Raw genomic sequence first — 19,811 nt, 5'->3', positions numbered from 1 at the left:
GAGGGCGAGGCATCCCCAGAATTGGAAAAAGACGGGGAGATTGATTCGGAAACCGCGCAGGTCGATTCGGTCCACGAAGATCTCGATGTTAAAGCTGTCGCTGAATCGAAATCGACGGCAGGCAAACATAACGAAACGCTCGAGCGCAATGCCGCGGCGATGACAGAGGTTCTCGAAGAAGCCATTGATGCCGTACGCGAAGTGATGGCTGAGATCTCGAGCAGTACCGTAAACGCACGAGAACTCGTGCGGGAATCTATTGGGAATCTTGGCGGCAGCTTCGAAAACCTCAAGAACGATGCGTCGACTCAGCGCGATCTAGTACTCACGATGGTCTCACAAATGGCCGATCAGAATGTTGCAGACACCGATGGCAATGCAGGTTCGTTGTCCCGATTCGTCAGCGAAACGAACAGCGTGCTCAAGGAATTTGTAAGTCACATCATTACCGTGAGCCGAGAGAGCATGTCCATGGTGACCAAGGTGGACCATCTCACAGAACAGATCGAAGCCATTCACAATGTCGCACTCAAAGCGCGGAAGCTCGCTGCGCAGACCGGGCTGCTGGCCCTCAATGCCAAGATCGAGGCCGTTCACGCCGGTGAGTACGGCCGTGGCTTCAGTGTCGTGGCCGACGAGGTAAAAGCCCTGGCGCTAGAATCGAACGAATTCAACACCCAGATCAGTGAGCTGGTCGACGCCACTCGCATTACGATCGGCGAAACTCGCGACGTGATCTCGCAAATCGCGTCAAAGGACATGGGCGCGGCCATTCGATCCAAGGGAAGGGTCGATGGGTTGGCGGAAGATGTGAAGGCGGTGAACGAGATCATGGCGGCGACCGTAGGGGACGTATCGGCGACCGCCCATCGACTCAATGAAAATCTGGCGGTTGCGGTGCGGTGTCTGCAGTTTGAAGACATCGTCACTCAGGTACTCGGATACAACGAAAGCATGATCCGCCACACATTCGAATTCTTTGATGAGCTGAACCAATCTCTGAGCGAACTCGATCTATCCACGGAAGATGGATTGTCCGATCTCGATCAGTCGATTGCGCGTTTCCGGGATGGCTGGAGAGATGTTGTGCACAAGCCCGCAATGCAAGAAGACATGGAAGAGGGTGAGGTTGAACTCTTCTGAACACTCATTTGAAGACAAGGAGGTCATACGACCATGGCAGTAACCAGCGAAGGCTCGAAAGACGACAATTCTCTCACCATCACTGTGACCGGAAGGTTTGACTTTTCGGTTCACGAAGCATTCCGCAAGGCCTACGACGGGCAAGTCGATACTGGCGCCAAAGTCGTAGTAGACATGGCCGGCGTTGAGTACATGGACAGTTCAGCGCTGGGGATGTTGCTTCTGCTGCGCGAACACGTTGGAGAGGACCAAGCCGATGTGCGGCTCATCAACGGAAACTCCGAAATTCAGAATATTCTTCAGGTGTCTAATTTTGGTGAGCTCTTCAAGATGGAATAGAGTGCAGCAACTCGTGAGCCAACTAGAACAATCGGAACCTATACGTGGCTGCTGAGAGTACCGCCGCCCTGGACCAGAAGCTCGTCTTCCTGGTCGTGGAAGATGACGCGACGAGTCGGATGATTCTCCGCCGTGCGCTAGTCAAGATGAACTACGAAGTCTTGCTGGCGGTCAATGGTGAAGAGGGTGTTCGTATGTTCAAAGAGAACCGTGTCGATATGGTTCTGATGGACATTCAGATGCCGGTGATGGATGGCTATGAAGCCACCATCCAGATCAAGGCCAGCACCGGAGAAGAATTCATTCCCGTGATTTTTTTGACGGGCACGACGGATGAAACTTTGTTGGCGCGCTGCGTTGCAGTCGGTGGCGACGATTTCTTGACCAAACCCTATAGCCCGGTAGTACTCAATGCCAAAATTGACGCCCTGTGTCGGATTCGAGCGCTCCACAAGGAAACCATGCAGCAGCGCGACCTCGTCGCCGAACATCAGATCAGGCTGATTCGCGAACAAGAGGTCGCGGAGAAGCTGTTTTCCAGCATGCTGAATCGCGCCGGTGATCCGCCGAACAACTTTCAGTCCATGGTGAGCCCGGCTTCGATCTTCAACGGTGATCTGGTGGTGGTTACCGAGACCCCAACGGGCGGCGTTCGGGTATTGGTCGGCGATTTCACGGGCTACGGACTACAGGCAGCCATCGGTGCGCTTCCGGTCACCGATATATTCTATTCCATGACCGGCAAAGGCTTCTCGATGGCCGACGTCATTCGCGAATTGAACAAGAAGCTGCTCGCGATCTTGCCTACCCGCATGTTCTTTGCCTGCGCCCTGCTCGAACTCGATGCGGAGAATAATCGGCTGCTGATCTGGTCCGGCGGAATGCCCGACGTGATCGTTCGGGGCAAAGATGGAAGTATCCGACACCGTCTGCCGTCGAAGCACCTCGCGCTCGGGATCCAGTCGGGGAAAAGCCTGAGCCCCAACCCCGAGAGTGTTCCCATCGAAGTGGGTGAACGCGTCTACATGTTTTCCGACGGCATCATCGAAGCTACAAACCCCGACGACGAGATGTACGGGCAGAGCAGGCTCGAAGACTTCATCGGCGGCCATCAAGATTCGGAGGCGTTGTTCGAGGATCTCACCGATACCCTGTCGAAGTTTACCTGTCGCGCCGATCAAGAGGACGACTTCACCCTGGTCGAAGTCTGCCACGATAACGTCGTCAGGAGCGATACGACTGCGAGTGCACGACGGGTCGTTCGCAAACCCATGCACTGGAGCAATCAACTCGTTCTCGAGGCAGATACCCTGCGAGAGGTGGACCTACTGCCGCTCCTGATGCAGGCGATCGTGGATGTCCAGGGACTCCAGGACCACCGCGAGAGAATCTATATGGTGCTGGCAGAACTCTTCTTCAGCGCACTGGATCACGGCCTGCTGGGTCTGGATTCTCGGCTCAAGGAGACGCCTCAAGGCTTTGGCGAATACTACAGCGAGCGGACCAAGCGATTGGCGGATCTGGAGCAGGGAAGGATCGAGATCGAACTCACCCATTACAAGAAGGGCGCGGGCGGTTGTCTACTGATCAAGGTCAAGGACAGCGGGGCCGGATTCGACTTTGAAGCAATGACCCCCGACGACCTGGGCGTGAACCAAGGACATAGCGGTCGGGGCCTGGCGCTGATTCGCTCGATCTGCGAACAGATCGTTTATTCCGAGAACGGAACTCGCGCCGAGGCCTCGTACGTCTGGCAGAACGAGGAAGAGAGCTGACTCGTCTCGCGGGCGATGTGGTTCGCCTCAGGCTTGCCTTTAGAGTCTGATGCGCGAAGCGGGCCGTCGGCTCGAAGAACTCTTGTGCAACAGCGCACCGAGAATCATGCCGGCGGCCAGGATGCTTGCCCCGGCGATGAGTTCGGGGTTCCGCGCTCCGGCGCGAAGCTTGGTGTTGTCGAGAATCAATCGATCGATTTCAGCGCGCTGCAAGCTGTCGTTCTGGGTTAGAGCTTCGTTTCCAGTACGGAGTTTATCGAGCTCGCTTGTGGCCGACTCCATACTGCTGCGTAATTTTGCGGTCTCGGACTCCAACCGTGCCAGCCGAATGGTGGGCGGCGGTTCGGGTTTGAGATAGCCCTCGGGAATCCATCCCTTGACGTCGTTATCGAGTCGGATCTTGGTCCAGCCCTCGTCGCGTTTCAAAATGGTCAGCCCGTCGCCCGTCGAAACACCATCCAGAATGCGGTACTTCGTGCCCGGGCCACTGCGGACGTTGAGTCGGATCTCACCCCGTACCCAGGCGCGTTCTTGAGCGATGGCTTGGGTGGGCGCGGCAATTTCCAATACCAGCGCGGTGAGCACAGTCGCAAGCGGCGCCAAAAGTTTCCATTGCGAAATGCCTGTTGATCGCCAGCTGAGTCGCTCCAATATCGACAACGCGTGCTTCCTTCTCTTGAATTCGCAGAGGCCGAACACTCTTCTGGCCCGGGCCGCCGGAGTGGGCAGAAATGTACCAAAAGTCCTCGATTCATAGGGACAATTTGCGAAGTCTACGAAAGCGACGACGCGGCCGCATACCCCCGTTCTTGTGGGTGTTGTGACGGGAGTTTTGATGGAAATTGTGCTGGGAATCCCCTTCGCCGCGAAGCACAACGATAGAAGCGTTCGCTAGAGCATTCCGTCGATCAGTCCCCAGCGGAGGGCGGTTTCTGCGTCGATGCGTCGTTGGCTGAGTGCAAAGTAGTTGGTGCGCTGGCGGCCGATGCGCCGAGGCAAGCTGACCGTGCCGCCCGCACCCGGAATCAGACCCATCGACACTTCGGGCAACCAGAAGTAGGTGCCCGGTTTTGCGTCCACCCTGGTCGTGAACGCCGGCAGTTCGATACCCGCTCCAACACATGCGCCCTGCAACTCGGTCCGCACGCGGTCGGCGCAACGCGCGAGCAGACGCGCGGGGTTGCGGGTCGAGCGAATCACGTGTGCGGTTGCGGGATCAGGGAGTGTTCCAAACTCTGCGAGATCTCCGCCGCTACAAAACGCTGGCCCGGCGCCGCGCAGGATGACTTCTTCAATGCTCGCATCGATTAGAACGACCTGCAGGGCCTCCATGAGTCCATCGCGTATCTCGGCGGAAAAGGCATTGCGCCGCTCGGGTCGGTTGAGTGTGATGTGCAGTCGCGAGACGTCGCGCAACAAGCTGACCGCAGGTTCGTCGTTGGGTTCGGCGACCTTCGGTCGCTTGCGATTCTGTAGCCAGGCTGCGAATTCGGGGCCGCCCTGGAGCATCGAGTACACCTGTGATTCGGCGATGAGACCCTGGTGAATCGATAGCGTTTCGTTCTGTCGCAGCAGTTGCACCATCGCGAGTGAGGCGATCGGGTTGGCCAGGATGTTCTTCGCGATCGCCGGCAGTTCCGCGTCATCCTCGAGCACGATGTCGAAAGACTGAGCCCAGGGCACGACTTCGCTCGGCCGCTTCCCCGCCCCCAGCGCGACGGTCGGGCAGGGGAGTTGTTCCAGATTGGTTCTCGCGATGGCCAAAGCCGCGACATCGGGTTCAGCCGATGGCCGCTGAAGATCGTCCGACAGATCGACAATCAGCAGGGCTGCGCCGGTCAGGTGCGAAAATTGTTCGAGGGCGTCGGGAGAGGCGAGGGCGGAGATTGCTTCCGGAAGGCTGAGAGCGAGGAGGGCGCTATCACTCACGCGGGTTGCCTCCTATTCGACCTGATCCGCTGCACCGATCAACGGCAGCCACCTGGGCCGATCTCAATCCATGAAATCTTCGCGCACTTTGCGGCGGAGAAGTTTGCCGGTTTCATTGTAGGGAAGCTCGTTCGTGAACATGATGCGATCGGGGGTACGCGAAGACCGCAGGCGGTTCTTGACCCACTGTTGCAACTCTCCTTCGCTCGCCGACTGGTCCGCGTGGAGCACGATCGCAGCCACCACGCACTCTCCCCACTGCTCGTCGGGAACTCCCACGACGGCGACGTCGGCCACCGAATCGTGATCGAGCAGGACGTCTTCGATTTCTCCGGGTGACATGTTCTCGCCACCGCGCACGATAATGTCGTCAATGCGACCCTCGACGTACAAGTAGCCCTCGTCGTCGAGATAGCCGCCGTCCCTGGTGGGGAAGAAACCGTCGTCCAGCAACAAGCTTCCCTTGCCCTGGTATTCGCCCGACACCTGTTCGCCGCGCACGAAAATCTCGCCGCGCTCGCCTGGGCCGAGAGTCTTGCCCTCGTCGTCTCTGATCTCGACCTCGATGCTGGGAATCGGTTGACCCACCGAGGTGATGCGCTTGCGCACGGCTGGGTCGTCGCTGGCCATGGCGATGCGATGATCGTCGGGTCCGAGAATCGAAATCGTAGAACTCGTTTCGGTCAAACCATATGCGTTGGCAAAGTTCGTGTCGGGAAACAGTCGCATCGCGCGTTCAATCACAGCCTGCGGCATCTTCCCGCCGCCGTAGGAAATCGCCTCGAGGTGCGGGAGATCGGCGTGTTCCTGGCCCTCGAGTGCTTCGAGAATACGCGAGAGCATCGTGGGGACCACCATCGCGTTGGTGATCTTTTCGCGCTGCGCGGTTTCCAACCATGCTTCGGCGGTAAACGACGGAAGCTGCACGATACGACGTCCGGAATAGACCGAACTCGCCAGGGAGGCGATGCCCGCAATGTGATAGGGCGGAACGCAGACGAGTTGAGCCGCCTCTTCGTCGGCGCTCATGAATTCCACCGTGCTCAAGATATATGAAACGATGTGCAGATGGCGCAGTACCGCAGCCTTGGGCGCACCGGTGGTGCCGCTGGTAAAGAGAAGAATGGCGATCTCTTCCGGATCCATCGACCATTCCGCGTCGAGCCTCGGGGCAGCGTCCTGCCGAGCCGCGAACAAGAAGTCTTCGCGGTCGACGACGGCGCACTTTTCGCGCTTCAGAAGGCTCTCGCTGCGCCCGGGTTCGCAGAGCAGGATCGAGGGCTCCACTCGACTGAGCAGCGCTTCGAGTTCATCTCCGGTCAGGCGGTAGTTGAGGGGAACAAATGGAATTCCCGCCCAGGCGGCGCCAAAGAGCGCGATCGGAAAGGCCAGGCTGCTCTCGTCGAGCATCGAGAAATAATCGGCACCGGTCGACTTCGCCCGCGCACCCGCTGCTCCCGCGGCTTGAAACAATTCGGCGTAAGTCAGCTGGTCGTCACCGTTCGTGATGGCCACTCGCTCGCCAAAACTCGACGAGGCCATTTCGAGCAGCATCATGAGATTCATTCGTTCATCCTGGGAGGCTACGACCTGAGATATAGAAGGTTACGACCTGAGATGGATGAGGCTAGTCCGACGAAGGAAGTGGTTTGGCTCCCTTGATCGTCAGTATTGCTCCGTTCGATGCGAGGCTGCCCTCGCCGGGCTTGGTGCACAAGATCTCGAGGTCGCCGGCTTCGTTGACATAACGCTTGCCAGTCTGCGTCCCTTCCTTGGCGTCTTCAGAGATCGTGCCGCTGCCTTCTTCGCTCATCGCAATCAGCGCAGCGCCGCCGCAAGTGATATCGACTTCTTCTTTGGGTGCGCTGACCACCATCAACTCAGTCGTGCACACCGAACTCTTCAGCCGGGTTCCCGCCTTCAATAGTGTCATCGCAGCTCCTTCACCATTTCACAGTCTTCTGAGACTCCATACTTCGAGCAATCCGATCGAAGGCCCCGAAAATAAATGTTTTCCGGCAGGAATGCTAGCCTGCGCGTTGAGTGAAAAAAGATCTAAGCGGGCTTTGGGCTTCTGCCGCGCAGACTCCCGGGCCCTCTCCCCAGCATTCGCGCTACCCAGGGATTCGCCTTGGCTATAGACCGATCAGTCTCGTGGGTGACCGCGCCCAAAGAAAATTCCCTTTTGAAAGCGGGATTTGTCTCGGACTTCGCCGTTCATTTGCTGCGGCGGCTGGACGTTCCACTCGACGACTCACCGTACTTCGCTCTAGCTGGCGAGCTTCATCCCCATTTCGAATGGGCTCGCTCCGGAGCGATGGCGTTGTCCGGTCTGCCCGAAGGCCCGCCGCTTCTGGCGCCGGCACCGCTTGCGAGTGCTTCTCAGGGCGCACTGTTGGCGCTTCGCATGTTGGCGGGGAAGGCCTGGAGCGGTGGGGACCTGGACGCGGCGCGGCTGCTCGGGGAGCGGGCGGCGGTGTTCGGGTTTACACGCCGGGGTTCAGTCTCGCCGGGCGGAAGTTGTCGCTTGATCAGAGCAGCCGATGGTTGGCTTGCGGTCAACCTCGCTCGGGAGAGTGATCGAGAGATGGTGTCCGCATGGCTCGAGGCGGAAATGGGCGGCGATCTCTGGTCCCAGCTGGAGACGCAAATCGCATCGCAGAACGTAGATCGAGCCCTGTCTCGTGCGCGCCTGATGGGACTTCCCGTGGCGCCGGTTTCGCATTCGGATCTCGACGAACTCGAGTCGAGATCCTGGCTCGAAGTTACCCGGGGCATGAAAAAAAAGAAGCAACGATCCAACGCTGCTCCCGTCGTTCTCGATCTGTCGAGCTTGTGGGCCGGACCCCTGTGCGCTCATTTGCTCGCCCTCACCGGCGCCCGGGTCATCAAGCTCGAAAGCCTGGAACGACCCGATGGTGCCCGAGCGGGACCTTCACGGTTCTTTGATCTCCTGAATGGGGGCAAACAGAGCATCGCCCTCGAGTTCGGCAGCGCGCGAGGTCGCGCTACTCTCGAACGACTCCTCGAGCGCGTCGACATTGTGATCGAAAGCGCCAGGCCACGCGCGCTTGCACAGCTTGGAATCGTTGCGGAAGAGTGGGTGGCTCGCAGAGCGAACTTGACCTGGGTGAGCATCACCGGTTATGGCCGCAATGAGCCCGAAGGGGGTTGGGTGGCGTTCGGAGACGACGCGGCGGCGGCGGCTGGCCTGTCCACAGCGACGGCGCAATACAATCAGGAGTACCACGACGGCTCGCTTCCCCCCGTGTTCTGCGGCGACGCGATCGCAGATCCCCTTGCCGGACTGCACGCCGCTGTTGCGGCATTGGCGTCGTGGCAGAGCGATGAAAGTCGCCTGCTCGACGTTTCACTGTGCTCGGTGGTTCGACACGTCCTGGGCTCTGCAGGTTCGGGCTGGGATATCTCGCCGGCTGGCGCGGGGAAATCGGCGCTGATCGAGCGAGTGGATGCGAATCAATGGCAAGTTCGCATTGGGGACGAAGTTCAGTCCGTCGATCCACCGCTCGCCCGTTCGGTCGCGTACCCGGCGCAGGCTCTGGGAGCGGACACCCGTTCGGTCTTGGCATCGCTCGGGGTCGAAGCGTGAGCGATCTGCTGATCCGTCGAGCCGAGGTGAGGGACGGCATCGTATCGGATGTTCGAATTGCCGCCGGAGTCATCGCTGCGATGGACGTCGGGTTGCCCGAAGAAGAGGGGGTTGCAACGATCGATGCCGCCGGGGGTGCGCTGCTACCCGGCCTTCACGATCATCACATTCATCTCTTCGCGCTCGCGGCTGCGCAGGCATCCGTCTCGTGCGGTCCACCGGAAGTGGGAACTCGTGACGAATTGAAACATGCCCTGGCCGCAGCGACAATGAGTCGTGGTTGGATACGCGGTGTTGGGTATCACGAGACCGTGGCCGGAGAGCTAGACCGGTGGGAGCTAGACGCGCTCGGCCCGAGTGATGTTCCGATTCGGATTCAACATCGCAGTGGCGCGCTGTGGATGTTGAACTCAGCGGCGATCCGCACCCTCGAACTCGCGGGGGGCTCATTGCCTGAGAGTGTCGAACGGGCTGCGTCCGGCGCGATCACGGGTCGCATCTTCTACCAGGACAGCTGGTTGAGAGAACGCATCGGACACTCGTCAATTCCCGATCTTTCCCAGGTGGGTCGAGAGTTGGCGTCATACGGCGTGACGGCGGTCATGGATGCGACCCCCGACAAAGGATGCGTTGAATACGAAGCACTCTCGAATGCCGTCCGCAGCGGAGAAATGTTGCAGCGCGTCGTTGCAATGGGGAGAGTCGACGAAGCACTGCCGCCCGGGGCGCAGATTGAAATGGGCCCCAAGAAGATCATGTTGCGCGAACCCGCACTGCCCGTCTTCGATGAGCTAGTCCGGGAGATTTGCGAAGCGCATCGCGTCGAGCGCGCTGTTGCGTTTCACTGCGTAACCCGTTCGGAATTGGTCATGGCCGCGACGGCACTTCGCGAAGCGGGAGCGCGGTCGGGAGATCGCATCGAACATGCTTCGGTGGCGCCGCCAGAACTGGTCAAGCTACTCGCAGAACTGGATGTGTGGGTGGTGACCCAGCCAGGCTTCATCTATGAACGTGGTGATGTGTATGCGCGGGACGTAGACGCCGCGGATCGGGACTGGCTCTACCGAGGACGCGGTTTTCTCGAGGGCGGAGTCGCATTGGGAGCGGGCACCGACGCGCCCTACGGTGACGCGGATCCATGGCTTGCAATTCGTGCTGCGGTGAACCGGTGCACCCGGGCGGGGATCCGGTTGGGAGCGTCTGAGGCCCTGAGCCCCGAGCGCGCATTCGGGCTCTTTACCTCGCCGATCGAAGCGCCCGGGACGCCCGCTGCCCCACTCGCAGTCGGCGATCCCGCGGACCTGTGTCTGGTCGACCTGTCCTGGCAACGTTTTCGTGAGAAATTGACCCGAGATCGAGTGGCATTGACATTGCTTCGCGGGGAGATCACCTGGCGGCGCGACCCCGAACCCGATCGCCAACCCAGCTGACGAAGGTTCTTCAGCCGGCTGCTAGGCTGTTGCTCGATGCTTCACCTCCGCAGTCGCGTTTGCGCGTCGTCTCGCGCGCTCTTCGTACTCGCAGTCGTCGTATGCCCGGGAGCGTTTGCATCGGCCCAGGGTAGCGGTGAATTGGTGGTGGCGACGCGACTGGCGGATTCCGGCGAAGTCTCGGGCTACTACCGCCTCGGACGCGCTTACGAATTGGGCCGAGAAGTCGACAAAGATCTATTCGAAGCGGCGCGGCAGTATCAGGTGGCCGCGGAACAAGGTCATGTCGAAGCGCAGTTTTCCCTCGCGCTGCTACTCGCGGGTGCCGTCCCCAACTCTCCCCACAGCCCACAAAAATCGTTCGAGTGGTTCAGCGCGGCCGCGCAGCAGGGACATACAAGGGCCGCATATTTTCTGGCGCTGAGCTATCAGACGGGAACGGGGGTCGAAGCGAACAGCGAGCAGGCGTTCGAGTGGTATCGCCGGTCAGCAAAGGACGGGAACGGCGAGGCGATGAATGCATTGGCGCGCATGTACGCCGCTGGGGCGGGCATCCGTCTGAACCTGGCGAACGCCTATGCGTGGAACGAGGTCGCAGGAGTTCGCGGCTACGTTTTGGCTCCGCGATACAGAGCCCAGCTCGAAGCCAAGATGAACGAAGAAGAACTCGTTCGCGGCAAAAAACTCGTGCGCAGGTTGATGAAGAAGTACGGCAGGCCGCCAGGCGGCTAACTCGAAAGTCCCGCGTGCATCCGCTCCACCGCTTCGATGTATTCGTCGATCATGTTGTCGACGACGACTCTCGCGGGCAGGATCTGATTCATACGTCCTACGATTTGACCGACGGGGTTGAACGCGACCGCTTGTGACTTTGCCGCGTACCGGCTGGTGCGCATTACCATGTCCATGGTCACGAGTCCCTGCAGCGGCATCCCGAGCGGCTTCGGGCTGTCGGGATGATCCCAGGCTTCGGTCCAGGCGTTCTTGAGCATGCGGGCGGGCTTTCCTGTCACCGACCGAGACCGAACTGTGTCTCGACTTCCCGCCGCGAGCAGGGAATCTTTTTGCTCCATCGGCGTGGACGCTTCTTTGACTGTCAACCAGATCGAACCACACCACACACCCTGGGCACCCAGTGCCATCGCGGCGGCCATCTGCTTTCCCGAGCCGATGCCCCCGGCAGCGAGCACCGGGGTCGGAGCCACGGCTTCGATCACCTCCGGCCAGAGCACGACACTGCCGACTTCACCCGTATGTCCACCGGCCTCGTGACCTTGGGCAATGATGATGTCCAGGTTGGCGTCCTTGTGGCGCATCGCTTGTTTTGCGCTGCCGCACAGCGCCGCAACCAGGCGGCCGGAGTCGTGAATACGTTTGATGATGTCGAGGGGTGGAGTTCCCAGGGCATTGGCGATCAATCTTACCTTGGGGTGAGAAAGCGCGACATCAATCTGAGGATTCGCCGTGGCTTCGGTCCAACCCAGCAGGCCAGCTGGACGCACGTCGTCGGGAAGTTCCGGTACACCGTGGTCTTTGAGCAGCTTGGCAGCAAAGTCGCGGTGCTGCTGGGGGACCGCGGCCAGCAACTGCTCTTCGAGCTTCACGGGATCGGTTTCCCCCATGCCTTCGTACTTCTGCGGAATCACGGTGTCAATGCCGTACGGTTTGTCGCCAATGTTTTCGTCGATCCACTGGCATTCTCTCTCGAGTTGCTCGGGCGAGAAGCCCACGGCGCCGAGGACTCCCATCCCGCCGGCTTTACTCACGGCGACTACGACATCGCGGCAATGCGTAAACGCAAAGATCGGAACATCGATACCAAATTGCTCGCAAATTTCAGTACGCATTTCGAAGGGTCTCCGGCTGTTGGGGTCTCACGATCCGAGCAGTAGTCCCGGCCGTTGGCCGCAGAATACTTGCCCGGTGTATCCATAGTCTACGAAGAGATTTACACCACTGATGAAACGGGAGGCTTCGCTGTTGAGCAGGATGAGTGGTTCCGCCATCTCTTCGGGGGTGGCGTTGCGACCGACGGGAGCCTGGAAGTGTTCGTCCATTGCTTCCGCGGGGATCTGCTCGTGGAAGGCTTTCATCATTGGAGTGTCCGTTGGCGCGGGGCTCAAGCAATTGATGCGAACCAGGCGTTGGCTCAGTTCGGCGGCCCGACGGTAGGTGTACCCAATGATCGCTTCCTTGGAGAAGAGATAGCCATTTGCGACTTCGGGATTGGCTTCGCACCAGGCCTTGCCCGAGTCGAAGTCCGGGGTGTCGAGAAATTCGTGCACCTTCTCCTGATGATTCGGATAGCCCATGCCCGCGACTGAGGTGATGCTCGCGATTGCGCCGCCATTCACAATGCGCGGCAGCAACTTCTCAGTCAAGTCTCGCAGGCCGACGACATTGATCACGCAGGTCTCGAGGGCGGAGAAACCCGGGGCCCCCGGCACACCGGCGCAGTTGAACAGGCAATCGACCTCGCCGTCAATTTCCTCGAGTGCGGCGTCGATCGACGACTCCGATGACAGATCCAGCTTGATCGATCGATGGACCGAGGCCTTGATGTCCTGAATGTCGAGGGCATGGACCTCGGCCCCAAGATCGCTGAGGATCTGCGCGCAGGCGCCGCCCATCCCAGAAGCAGCTCCGGTCACGACGCAGCGTTTGCCTTCGTACTTGAGAATGTCGGCCATTCAATGATCTCCCTGGGGATCGCGGGTCGTCGTATGAGCGAGAGCATCCTACAGGACAAGGGCTCTAAACTGAAATTTTGCGCGCGCGCAGATCTGGCAGCCCTGGTTCGGGGTTTGGGTGTACAGAACAGTCCAGTCGGCGGGTTTTGAAGGGTCGACGCCGGCTGGCAAAACGGTCAAAATTGGAACGTGTTCCACTATCAATGAAGAACAGGGAATGCGCAAGGGATTTCTATGTACATCGGTTACAACGAAGAACAGGAGGCGCTGCGCGTGGAGCTGCGCGCCTACTATGACAAGCTCCTGACTCCGGACGTTCGCGTCGCCCTGCGAGAAGGTCATGGCATTGGCGAAGCAATGCGCACAGTCGTGCGGCAAATGGGAACGGATGGTTGGCTCGGGATTGGCTGGCCAACCGAGTACGGTGGACAAGGTCGCTCGGCGATCGAACAATTCATCTTCTTTGACGAGTCCATGCGGGCCGGTGCGCCCGTTCCGATGCTAACCATCAATACGGTGGGGCCCACGATCTACCGGGAAGGATCCCAGGAACAAAAAGATTTCTTCCTGCCCAAGATCCTCAAAGGCGAACTCCATTTTTGCATCGGATATACGGAACCCAACGCGGGGACCGACCTCGCCGCCCTGCAAACCAGGGCCGACGCCGATGGCGACGACTTTGTGATCAACGGTCAGAAGGTCTTTACCAGTCTGGCGAGCGATGCGGACTATATCTGGTTGGCGACCCGTACCGATCAGGATGCTCCCAAGCACGGCGGGCTCTCGATGTTTCTGGTCGACATGAAAACTCCGGGGATCAAAGCCGAGCCGATGGATCTGCTTTCTTCCCACAACATCTGCACGACATTCTTCGACAACGTCCGAGTGCCCAAGAGTCAGCTGGTGGGAGGTCTCAACAAGGGTTGGAAGCTCATCACCGGTCAACTCAATCACGAACGCGTGTCGATCTGCTCGCCGGGCATGCTCGAATCTGTCTACAAAGACGTACTGGAATGGGCTCGCGAAACCAGGCTCACCGATGGACGTCGGGTGATCGACCAGGAGTGGGCGCAGATCAGCCTCGCTCGGGTCCACGCGGGCCTGGAGTTCCTGCGACTCGCCAATTGGAAGGTCGCCTGGCAGGGCACCCAGGGCGAGTTGAGTGTGGCGGATGCGTCAAGCATCAAGGTGTTTGGCACGGAGTGGTATCTCGAGTCCCTGCGCCTGATGATGGAGGTCATGGGGCAGCGTTCCTACCTGCGCCCGAGTTCTGAGCAAGCGCTGCTCGCTGGACATGTCGAGACCATGTACCGGAGTCTTGTCATCTTGACCTATGGTGGCGGTACCAATGAGGTGCAACGAGATCTCATCGGCTTGTTCGGTCTGGGTCTGCCGCGTGTACCGCGTTTCTAGAGTCGAAGGCCGAGGCCTGAGTATTCCAACTTCGTAAATTCTGCAATCGAGAGTGAATTCATGGATTTTTCTTTTACCGACGAACAACAGGCCATTGCCGAACTCGCCAAGCAGATCATGCGCGACAAGGCGACACCCGAGCGAATGACCGATCTCGAAAAGAGCGCAGGTCCCCGCTTCGACGTCGAACTGTGGCGCGAACTCGCGACGGCGGGCGTCCTGGGGATTGCAATTCCAGAGGCCTATGGCGGCGCGGGGATGGGTTTTTTCGAACTTTCGTTGATCGCCGAGCAGGTCGGTCTGACAACGGCCCCGATTCCGTTCATCGAAACCGCGGTGATGGCGGCGCTGCCGATCGAGAAATTCGGCAGCGAGGCCCAGAAACAGGAGGTGCTGCCGCGCATCGTAGAGGGAGACGCGATCCTCACTGCGGCATTGGTTGAAGAGGGCGCAGACCCCAACGTGCCGGAGACTCGCGCGACTGCGGTGGCGGACGGTTTCAAGCTCAGCGGGACGAAGATCTGCGTGCCGGCAGGAGTTCTTGCCGAGAGAGTGCTGGTCCCGGCGACAACCGAAGCGGGTGAATTGGGGATCTTCATCGTCGACCCCAGTTCAGCCGGCTGCAATGTGATTGCGCTGGACACCACGAGCGGACAACCCGAAGCGCAACTCGAGTTCGACGAAGTGCACGTTGCTGCAGACCAACAACTGGGTGACTTCGATCGCGGTGCTGAAATTCTCAACTTCATTACCGAGCACACAAATTCCGCTCTGTGTTCCGTTTCTTTGGGGGTGTGTGAAGAAGCACTGCGTTTGACCTCCGAGTACATCAAGGGACGCGAGCAGTTCGGAGTGTCGATCGCCACGTTCCAGGCGGTCGGTCAGCGAGCGGCAGACGCCTTCATCGATACCGAAGGCATCCGATTGACTTCCTGGCAGGCTGCTTGGCGCCTCTCAGAAGGGCTCCCCGCCGCTTCGCAGATCGCTACCGCAAAGATCTGGGCGGCGGAGGCTGGACATCGGATCGTACACACGGCCACTCATCTCCACGGCGGAATTGGAGTCGACAAGGACTATTCACTGTTTCGATACTTCACCTACGCAAAGCAGCTCGGTTTGACCCTGGGCGGTCCGACCTCCCACCTGATCAAGCTGGGGAAGATGCTGGCAGCCGGTACTGCTTGACCCTCCCCGGGGCGAACTTCAGACGACAGAAAAAGGAATCATTCATCCATGGCCTCCATGACTCTCGAACACCTGATCGATCGCCAGGAGATCGACGACCTTTTGACCCGCTACGCAACGTCGGTCGACACCAAAGACTGGGATCTTTACGAGACCTGCTTCACCGAGGATGCGTTCATCGACTACGAGTCCGCAGGTGGGATCAAGGGGAAGCTGCCGGAGGTTCGCGCCTGGCTCGAAAAAGTCATGGTAATTTTTCCGATGACACAGCACGTCGTGTGCAACCGCGTCATCGAGATCAATGGCGACAAGGCAACGGCGCGGTCGGTGTTCTACAACCCGATGGCCTTGCCCGGCGAAGACAAGGCGCACGCCCTCTTCATTGATGGCGGCTACTACAACGACCAGCTAGTCAGAACTGCCGATGGCTGGAGGATTAGCGAGCGAATCGAAGAATCTTCCTATTCGACACGGCGGAGCAAGATCTTGCCCCCGGTGAAGGAAAATGAAGGAGCAAATTGATGGGACGTCTCGAGGGAAGGGTGGCACTCATCACCGGAGCCGGGTCTGGCATCGGTCTGGCTATTGCGAAACGGTACGCCGAAGAACGAGCCACGGTGGTGGGCTACGACCTGCAGGAATCCGACAGTTGGAGTGACGTCGAGAAGGCGGCTCCCGGCTCTCTGTTTCGCATCGGAGACGTGCGCGACGCCGCGGCCCAGGAGACGCTGGTGCAGGAGTGCGTTGAACAGTTCGGGCGCATTGATGTGCTGGTTACGGCGGCGGGCATTGCGGGGGGCGGCCCGGTTCATATGATTTCCGAAGAAGATTGGGATCGGGTGCAGGACGTCAATCTCAAGGGCACGTTCTTGAGCGCCAAAGCCGTCCTGCCCACCATGATCAAACAGCGCTCGGGCAGCATCATTACGATCGCGAGCGTCGAGGGACTCGAAGCCATGGAGGGTGGCAGCACCTACAACGCCTCAAAGGGCGGCGTGGTGCTGCTGATGAAGAACATGGCGATCGACTACGGCAGAATCGGTATCCGGGTCAATGCCATCTGTCCCGGCTTCATCGAGACGCCGCTGCTGCAATCGGTGCTCGATGAAGAGGCCATGGCGGATTTCAAGGAACGCGTGCGCCAGCAACACAAGCTGGGCCGGTTCGGACAGCCCGAGGAGATCGCTGGCGCGGCATTCTTCCTGGCCTCGGACGATTCGTCGTTCGTCACCGGGCAGGCCATCGCAGTGGATGGTGGTTTTACCGCTGGGAAGTGGTTCGGACTGACGAAGATGTTTGGGCTCGAGTAGCGCCGCCGCACTCTTCGCCCGCAAAAAAAAACGGCTCAGGACAAAACGGCTCAGAACAAGACTTCGACGTGCTGGAAAAGAGTGCGAAACTCGGCTTCTGGCAGCAGCGTGCTGAAGACCATCGAGTGCTTGCCCAGGCGCACCGCGCGCAGCTTCCAGTGCTGGTCTCCTCTCAGTGCTGCGCGGTTGGCGAAATGCGAAACGTCGCCCTCGTGGACGAGTTGGTTGAGGGAGTCGAAGATCGCGACGCCTCGTTCCCGCAAGTAGTTCTCGTCTGCAAAATGCTCATGTGCGATGGCCCCGCGTCGGGTCAACTGTGAACGCGCGATATGAGGATCGTTGAGTCCGCGAAAATCCAGCGTCGGCCAGCCCGTGTAGTAGGGCAAAGCGCCGGCTCCACCGACGCACAGCAACAGATCTTTTGGCAGCAGGCCTGCTTCGATATAGCCGGCCAGAATCTTTCCCTCGCGCATGCGCTCGAGGGTGTAGTCCCGGGTTCCGCCGATCGGCTCGATATGGTGGCGGGCTAGTTTTGCTGCGGGAGAAACGGAACCCAGGTGCGTCGTCACCAACAAAGCGGCCGCGACTGCGACACCGAGCGCGAGAAATCCCGGGCGTCCCGTGTCCGTTGATTCGATGAGATCGCGCAGACCTTCGGCGATCAACCAGTAGAGCCCCGGAAGCACGACAACCAGAAAGCGAAACTCGAAGCGCCCGCCGCCGATCGAAAACAAATAGGCGCAGTAGGCGAGTATGCTCGTCGCAAAGAAAGCGTGTGCGAAATCTCGGCTGCGGATCAGACCCAGCAGGATCAATGGCAGGTAGTAGCCGAGCTTGTAGTCGGCCTGGAAGGCGCCGAAGTAGTGTTGAGCCTGCTCCGGCCAGAATCCGTTGACCTTCGCATGAAACGTATTGGGCAACCACTCACCGTAGTAGCCATATCTCCAGAGGAAGTGCGAACCGACCAGCAATACCCAAGGCAATACCCAAATGCACAAGTCGCGCGAGCTGGCCCTGCCGCGAACGACATTCCCCAGAAAGAACAATCCGGCAACCAGTGTAAACAAGCCAGCTTCTGGCCGGGTCAAAGTCGCAATGGCGAAGATCAGAGAGGACAACCAAACGCGCTGAGAATCGCCCTGACGTTCTCGAATGAATTGAATTTGTGCCGCCAGGATCAGCAGCGTGAAAAATTGCGTCGCGAGGCCGCCGGTGGACCACGCGGTGAAACTGCGGGAGAGCGCAAGGGTGAAGAGAGGAAGCCAGACGAGTGGATTTAGCGCGCCCAGCCTGGCCGCAGAAAAGCGCCCCAGCAGCAACATGACCCCGACCCCACTCGCGATCCCAAGGGCGCAGGAAAGACCTTCAGGCGCGACTCCCAGGCGCATCCCCGCAGCCAACAGCACGACCCAGAGAAAATTCGTGTAACCCTCGACATATTCGCCCGGATTCCAGACCAGTCCGTGACCCGTTGCGAGATTGTTGGCGTAGCGAAAACTGATGAAGGCATCGTCAACGAGAAAGAAGTAGCGCTCGACGTTGTGTGCAAAGAGGGCGCACGTCGCGAGGGCCAGCACCGCGAGTGCAATCCATTGGGCTCGAGTGCCGCCGAGTGGGGCTGTGGTCGACTCGGAAGGTTCTTTCATCAACTCCATCACAGAGAACGAGTTTCGCATTGCCCGCCGCCCATCCGTCGACACTGTACCGGAGCTTTCCCCTGGCCCCACCAGCCCCCTCCGGCAGATCTGGCCCCCTGATGCCAACTTTCAGCGGCATTTCAGCGGCAATGTTTACGCAATTTCTCGAATCGAGATCAAATCTCCGTGCCCGACATCCGATGGACTCACTACCAGACGAGCCATTTGTAGCCAAAACCCGGAATGAGAGAATTGGCGTTGCCCGAAAACCAACAAAACTTTGCCCCTACACCACTGCGGTTGATCTACGAGCGCGCCCGGGCGGTCGATGGACTCGGTCAGTTGCGAGAGTGCATCGATATTCTGGAGAACCCGGACATCATCGTTTCAGAGGTGCTCGAATCGTTCCACGCTGTCGATCGTGCCTTCGAGCAGGGCGTGCTGCGCCCAGAAATTTTGTCCGCGCTCAGTGAAGAACACATCGAACAGGCCGAAGAGCCCGAGTGGTTCTACATGGGCCGAGATCTCAGCGTACTCGGCGACTCGTGTTCGTTCACCTGTCTGTCGAGCAACGTCGAACCCATTCCCCTCAATGACGCCCCTGCGAAGCAATTCACAGACGGCTTCGACTTCGTGGGGATTACTTGCAACGGGCTGGCGAGACCGGTCCTCGGCACAGTGCAATCCGAGACGGATACAAGCGCCTATCCCCTGTTGTTGCGTGCCCTGGTGGGACTTGCCGAGATGGCCCCAGCAATCCAACTCGAACGGCTGAAGCACCGATTCTTCAAGGGCGCCTTGCCGGAAGCCCCGAGCTTCGATCTACTTTTGGTGACCTGGTACCACGACGAGACAGAAGAGCGCACACCGATCTGTCAGTTCACTCGAGACATCGCAGAGTTGGTGAAGCGCACGATCCTCGAGCAGAGCGACTTCCCCGGCGGCGTCCTCAACGACATCGTATGCCTGGGCATGAACCCCGACCGGTTCGACGGCCGCATGCGGTTCGATTGGCGGGTTTGAGGGGGGGGGCAGGGCCTCCTGATTTCGGGGCTTTGGGGAGGAGGCTTGGGGGTTTGCTTCTACCTGGCTTGGTTGCCCGTTGGGCGGTTGGGGAAAAGGGCCGGTCTGGCTGAGCGGACGGGCTGGGCCTCGGCGAGAGGGCTGAGAGTTCTTAGCCAGGTGTTGCGGAGAGGTCGATTAGGCCGCGTCTGCGCCAGCCTTTGCTGAGGAGCCAGCTTGCTGCCTTGGCGACTCCTACTACTTCCTGAGTGGCTGCCTTCACTCGCAAGCTCTCAGAGCTTGCGCGCCAACCATCGAACTGGCTGCCCGAAGAGGCCTCGTCGATCT

The 19,811-nt window shown here is 59.5% G+C and carries 18 protein-coding genes; 11 read left to right on the top strand and 7 right to left on the bottom strand.

Annotation, left to right across the window (positions count from 1 at the left end; translation table 11 throughout):
- Positions 1-21: 21 nt before the first annotated feature.
- The 3 genes from IH881_16810 to IH881_16800 are packed head-to-tail and all read left to right on the top strand — an operon-like array spanning position 22 to position 3,257.
- Complete coding sequence (locus IH881_16810; GenBank protein ID MCH7869357.1) at positions 22-1,143, top strand: methyl-accepting chemotaxis protein; 1,122 nt, start codon at positions 22-24, stop codon at positions 1,141-1,143.
- A gap of 33 nt (positions 1,144-1,176) precedes the next feature.
- Positions 1,177-1,482 (top strand): STAS domain-containing protein, encoded by a 306-nt coding sequence (locus IH881_16805; protein ID MCH7869356.1) that lies wholly within the window; start codon positions 1,177-1,179, stop codon positions 1,480-1,482.
- 44 nt (positions 1,483-1,526) lie between these two features.
- Complete coding sequence (locus IH881_16800) at positions 1,527-3,257, top strand: fused response regulator/phosphatase (GenBank protein MCH7869355.1); 1,731 nt, start codon at positions 1,527-1,529, stop codon at positions 3,255-3,257.
- Positions 3,258-3,296: 39 nt separating this feature from the next.
- Here IH881_16800 and IH881_16795 read toward each other — a convergent pair whose 3' ends face one another.
- The 4 genes from IH881_16795 to IH881_16780 all read right to left on the bottom strand — a co-directional run bounded on the left by IH881_16795 (position 3,297) and on the right by IH881_16780 (position 7,119).
- Positions 3,297-3,917, bottom strand: a complete 621-nt coding sequence (locus IH881_16795; protein MCH7869354.1) for a TIGR04211 family SH3 domain-containing protein — start codon at positions 3,915-3,917, stop codon at positions 3,297-3,299.
- A 231-nt stretch (positions 3,918-4,148) separates the two neighbouring features.
- Complete coding sequence (locus IH881_16790) at positions 4,149-5,186, bottom strand: enoyl-CoA hydratase/isomerase family protein (GenBank protein MCH7869353.1); 1,038 nt, start codon at positions 5,184-5,186, stop codon at positions 4,149-4,151.
- Positions 5,187-5,249: 63 nt separating this feature from the next.
- Positions 5,250-6,752 carry an acyl--CoA ligase gene (locus IH881_16785; GenBank protein ID MCH7869352.1) on the bottom strand — a complete coding sequence of 501 codons (1,503 nt, stop codon included), beginning with the start codon at positions 6,750-6,752 and terminating at the stop codon, positions 5,250-5,252.
- Between the two features lie 61 nt (positions 6,753-6,813).
- On the bottom strand, positions 6,814-7,119 hold the full coding sequence (locus IH881_16780) for a hypothetical protein (GenBank protein MCH7869351.1): 306 nt from the start codon (positions 7,117-7,119) through the stop codon (positions 6,814-6,816).
- A gap of 252 nt (positions 7,120-7,371) precedes the next feature.
- Here IH881_16780 and IH881_16775 point away from each other — a divergent pair, with 252 nt between their 5' ends.
- Genes IH881_16775 through IH881_16765 form a run of 3 tightly spaced genes read left to right on the top strand, consistent with a single transcriptional unit; the run spans position 7,372 to position 10,958 of the window.
- On the top strand, positions 7,372-8,796 hold the full coding sequence (locus IH881_16775; GenBank protein MCH7869350.1) for a CoA transferase: 1,425 nt from the start codon (positions 7,372-7,374) through the stop codon (positions 8,794-8,796).
- The gene (locus IH881_16770; protein MCH7869349.1) at positions 8,793-10,226 is read left to right on the top strand and encodes an amidohydrolase family protein; all 1,434 of its coding nucleotides are present in this window, start codon (positions 8,793-8,795) and stop codon (positions 10,224-10,226) included. Before IH881_16775 ends, IH881_16770 begins: the two co-directional genes overlap by 4 nt.
- 36 nt (positions 10,227-10,262) lie before the next feature.
- Entirely contained in the window at positions 10,263-10,958 is a 696-nt protein-coding gene (locus IH881_16765) for a sel1 repeat family protein (GenBank protein MCH7869348.1), read from the top strand.
- On the opposite strand, the gene IH881_16760 is transcribed toward IH881_16765, so the two are convergent.
- Both IH881_16760 and IH881_16755 read right to left on the bottom strand, forming a co-directional pair.
- Positions 10,955-12,073, bottom strand: coding sequence for a nitronate monooxygenase (locus IH881_16760; GenBank protein ID MCH7869347.1), 1,119 nt, complete (start codon positions 12,071-12,073; stop codon positions 10,955-10,957). The two genes, IH881_16765 and IH881_16760, sit on opposite strands and share 4 nt — an antisense overlap.
- Before the next feature lie 27 nt (positions 12,074-12,100).
- Positions 12,101-12,916 carry a coniferyl-alcohol dehydrogenase gene (locus IH881_16755; GenBank protein ID MCH7869346.1) on the bottom strand — a complete coding sequence of 272 codons (816 nt, stop codon included), beginning with the start codon at positions 12,914-12,916 and terminating at the stop codon, positions 12,101-12,103.
- Between the two features lie 234 nt (positions 12,917-13,150).
- On the opposite strand from IH881_16755, the gene IH881_16750 reads away from it, so the two are divergent.
- From IH881_16750 to IH881_16735, 4 genes are read left to right on the top strand one after another with little or no spacing between them, the layout of a single operon-like run.
- Entirely contained in the window at positions 13,151-14,329 is a 1,179-nt protein-coding gene (locus IH881_16750) for an acyl-CoA dehydrogenase family protein (protein ID MCH7869345.1), read from the top strand.
- A gap of 60 nt (positions 14,330-14,389) precedes the next feature.
- On the top strand, positions 14,390-15,514 hold the full coding sequence (locus IH881_16745; GenBank protein ID MCH7869344.1) for an acyl-CoA/acyl-ACP dehydrogenase: 1,125 nt from the start codon (positions 14,390-14,392) through the stop codon (positions 15,512-15,514).
- A gap of 57 nt (positions 15,515-15,571) precedes the next feature.
- Positions 15,572-16,036 carry a nuclear transport factor 2 family protein gene (locus tag IH881_16740; protein MCH7869343.1) on the top strand — a complete coding sequence of 155 codons (465 nt, stop codon included), beginning with the start codon at positions 15,572-15,574 and terminating at the stop codon, positions 16,034-16,036.
- Positions 16,036-16,824 (top strand): SDR family oxidoreductase, encoded by a 789-nt coding sequence (locus IH881_16735; GenBank protein ID MCH7869342.1) that lies wholly within the window; start codon positions 16,036-16,038, stop codon positions 16,822-16,824. The genes IH881_16740 and IH881_16735 overlap by 1 nt, the downstream gene beginning before the upstream one ends.
- Positions 16,825-16,874: 50 nt before the next feature.
- Here the strand turns inward: IH881_16735 and IH881_16730 are convergent, their stop codons facing one another.
- Positions 16,875-18,470 (bottom strand): hypothetical protein, encoded by a 1,596-nt coding sequence (locus tag IH881_16730; protein ID MCH7869341.1) that lies wholly within the window; start codon positions 18,468-18,470, stop codon positions 16,875-16,877.
- Positions 18,471-18,719: 249 nt separating this feature from the next.
- Between IH881_16730 and IH881_16725 the strand changes: the two genes are divergently transcribed.
- Entirely contained in the window at positions 18,720-19,484 is a 765-nt protein-coding gene (locus IH881_16725; protein ID MCH7869340.1) for a hypothetical protein, read from the top strand.
- Positions 19,485-19,811: the final 327 nt, after the last annotated feature.

It is taken from the genome of Myxococcales bacterium (assembly GCA_022563535.1).
Taxonomy (GTDB): domain Bacteria; phylum Myxococcota_A; class UBA9160; order UBA9160; family UBA4427; genus DUBZ01.
This window is presented reverse-complemented; position numbering and strand designations above follow the sequence as displayed.

Excerpts from the sequence above, each read along its gene's own strand:
- IH881_16805 (MCH7869356.1), top strand. The coding sequence starts at position 1,177 with ATGGCAGTAACCAGCGAAGGCTCGAAAGACGACAATTCTCTCACCATC.
- IH881_16785 (MCH7869352.1), bottom strand. The coding sequence starts at position 6,752 with ATGAATCTCATGATGCTGCTCGAAATGGCCTCGTCGAGTTTTGGCGAG.
- IH881_16780 (MCH7869351.1), bottom strand. The coding sequence starts at position 7,119 with ATGACACTATTGAAGGCGGGAACCCGGCTGAAGAGTTCGGTGTGCACG.
- IH881_16765 (MCH7869348.1), top strand. The coding sequence starts at position 10,263 with ATGCTTCACCTCCGCAGTCGCGTTTGCGCGTCGTCTCGCGCGCTCTTC.
- IH881_16760 (MCH7869347.1), bottom strand. The coding sequence starts at position 12,073 with ATGCGTACTGAAATTTGCGAGCAATTTGGTATCGATGTTCCGATCTTT.
- IH881_16755 (MCH7869346.1), bottom strand. The coding sequence starts at position 12,916 with ATGGCCGACATTCTCAAGTACGAAGGCAAACGCTGCGTCGTGACCGGA.
- IH881_16750 (MCH7869345.1), top strand. The coding sequence starts at position 13,151 with ATGTACATCGGTTACAACGAAGAACAGGAGGCGCTGCGCGTGGAGCTG.
- IH881_16745 (MCH7869344.1), top strand. The coding sequence starts at position 14,390 with ATGGATTTTTCTTTTACCGACGAACAACAGGCCATTGCCGAACTCGCC.
- IH881_16740 (MCH7869343.1), top strand. The coding sequence starts at position 15,572 with ATGACTCTCGAACACCTGATCGATCGCCAGGAGATCGACGACCTTTTG.
- IH881_16735 (MCH7869342.1), top strand. The coding sequence starts at position 16,036 with ATGGGACGTCTCGAGGGAAGGGTGGCACTCATCACCGGAGCCGGGTCT.
- IH881_16730 (MCH7869341.1), bottom strand. The coding sequence starts at position 18,470 with ATGAAAGAACCTTCCGAGTCGACCACAGCCCCACTCGGCGGCACTCGA.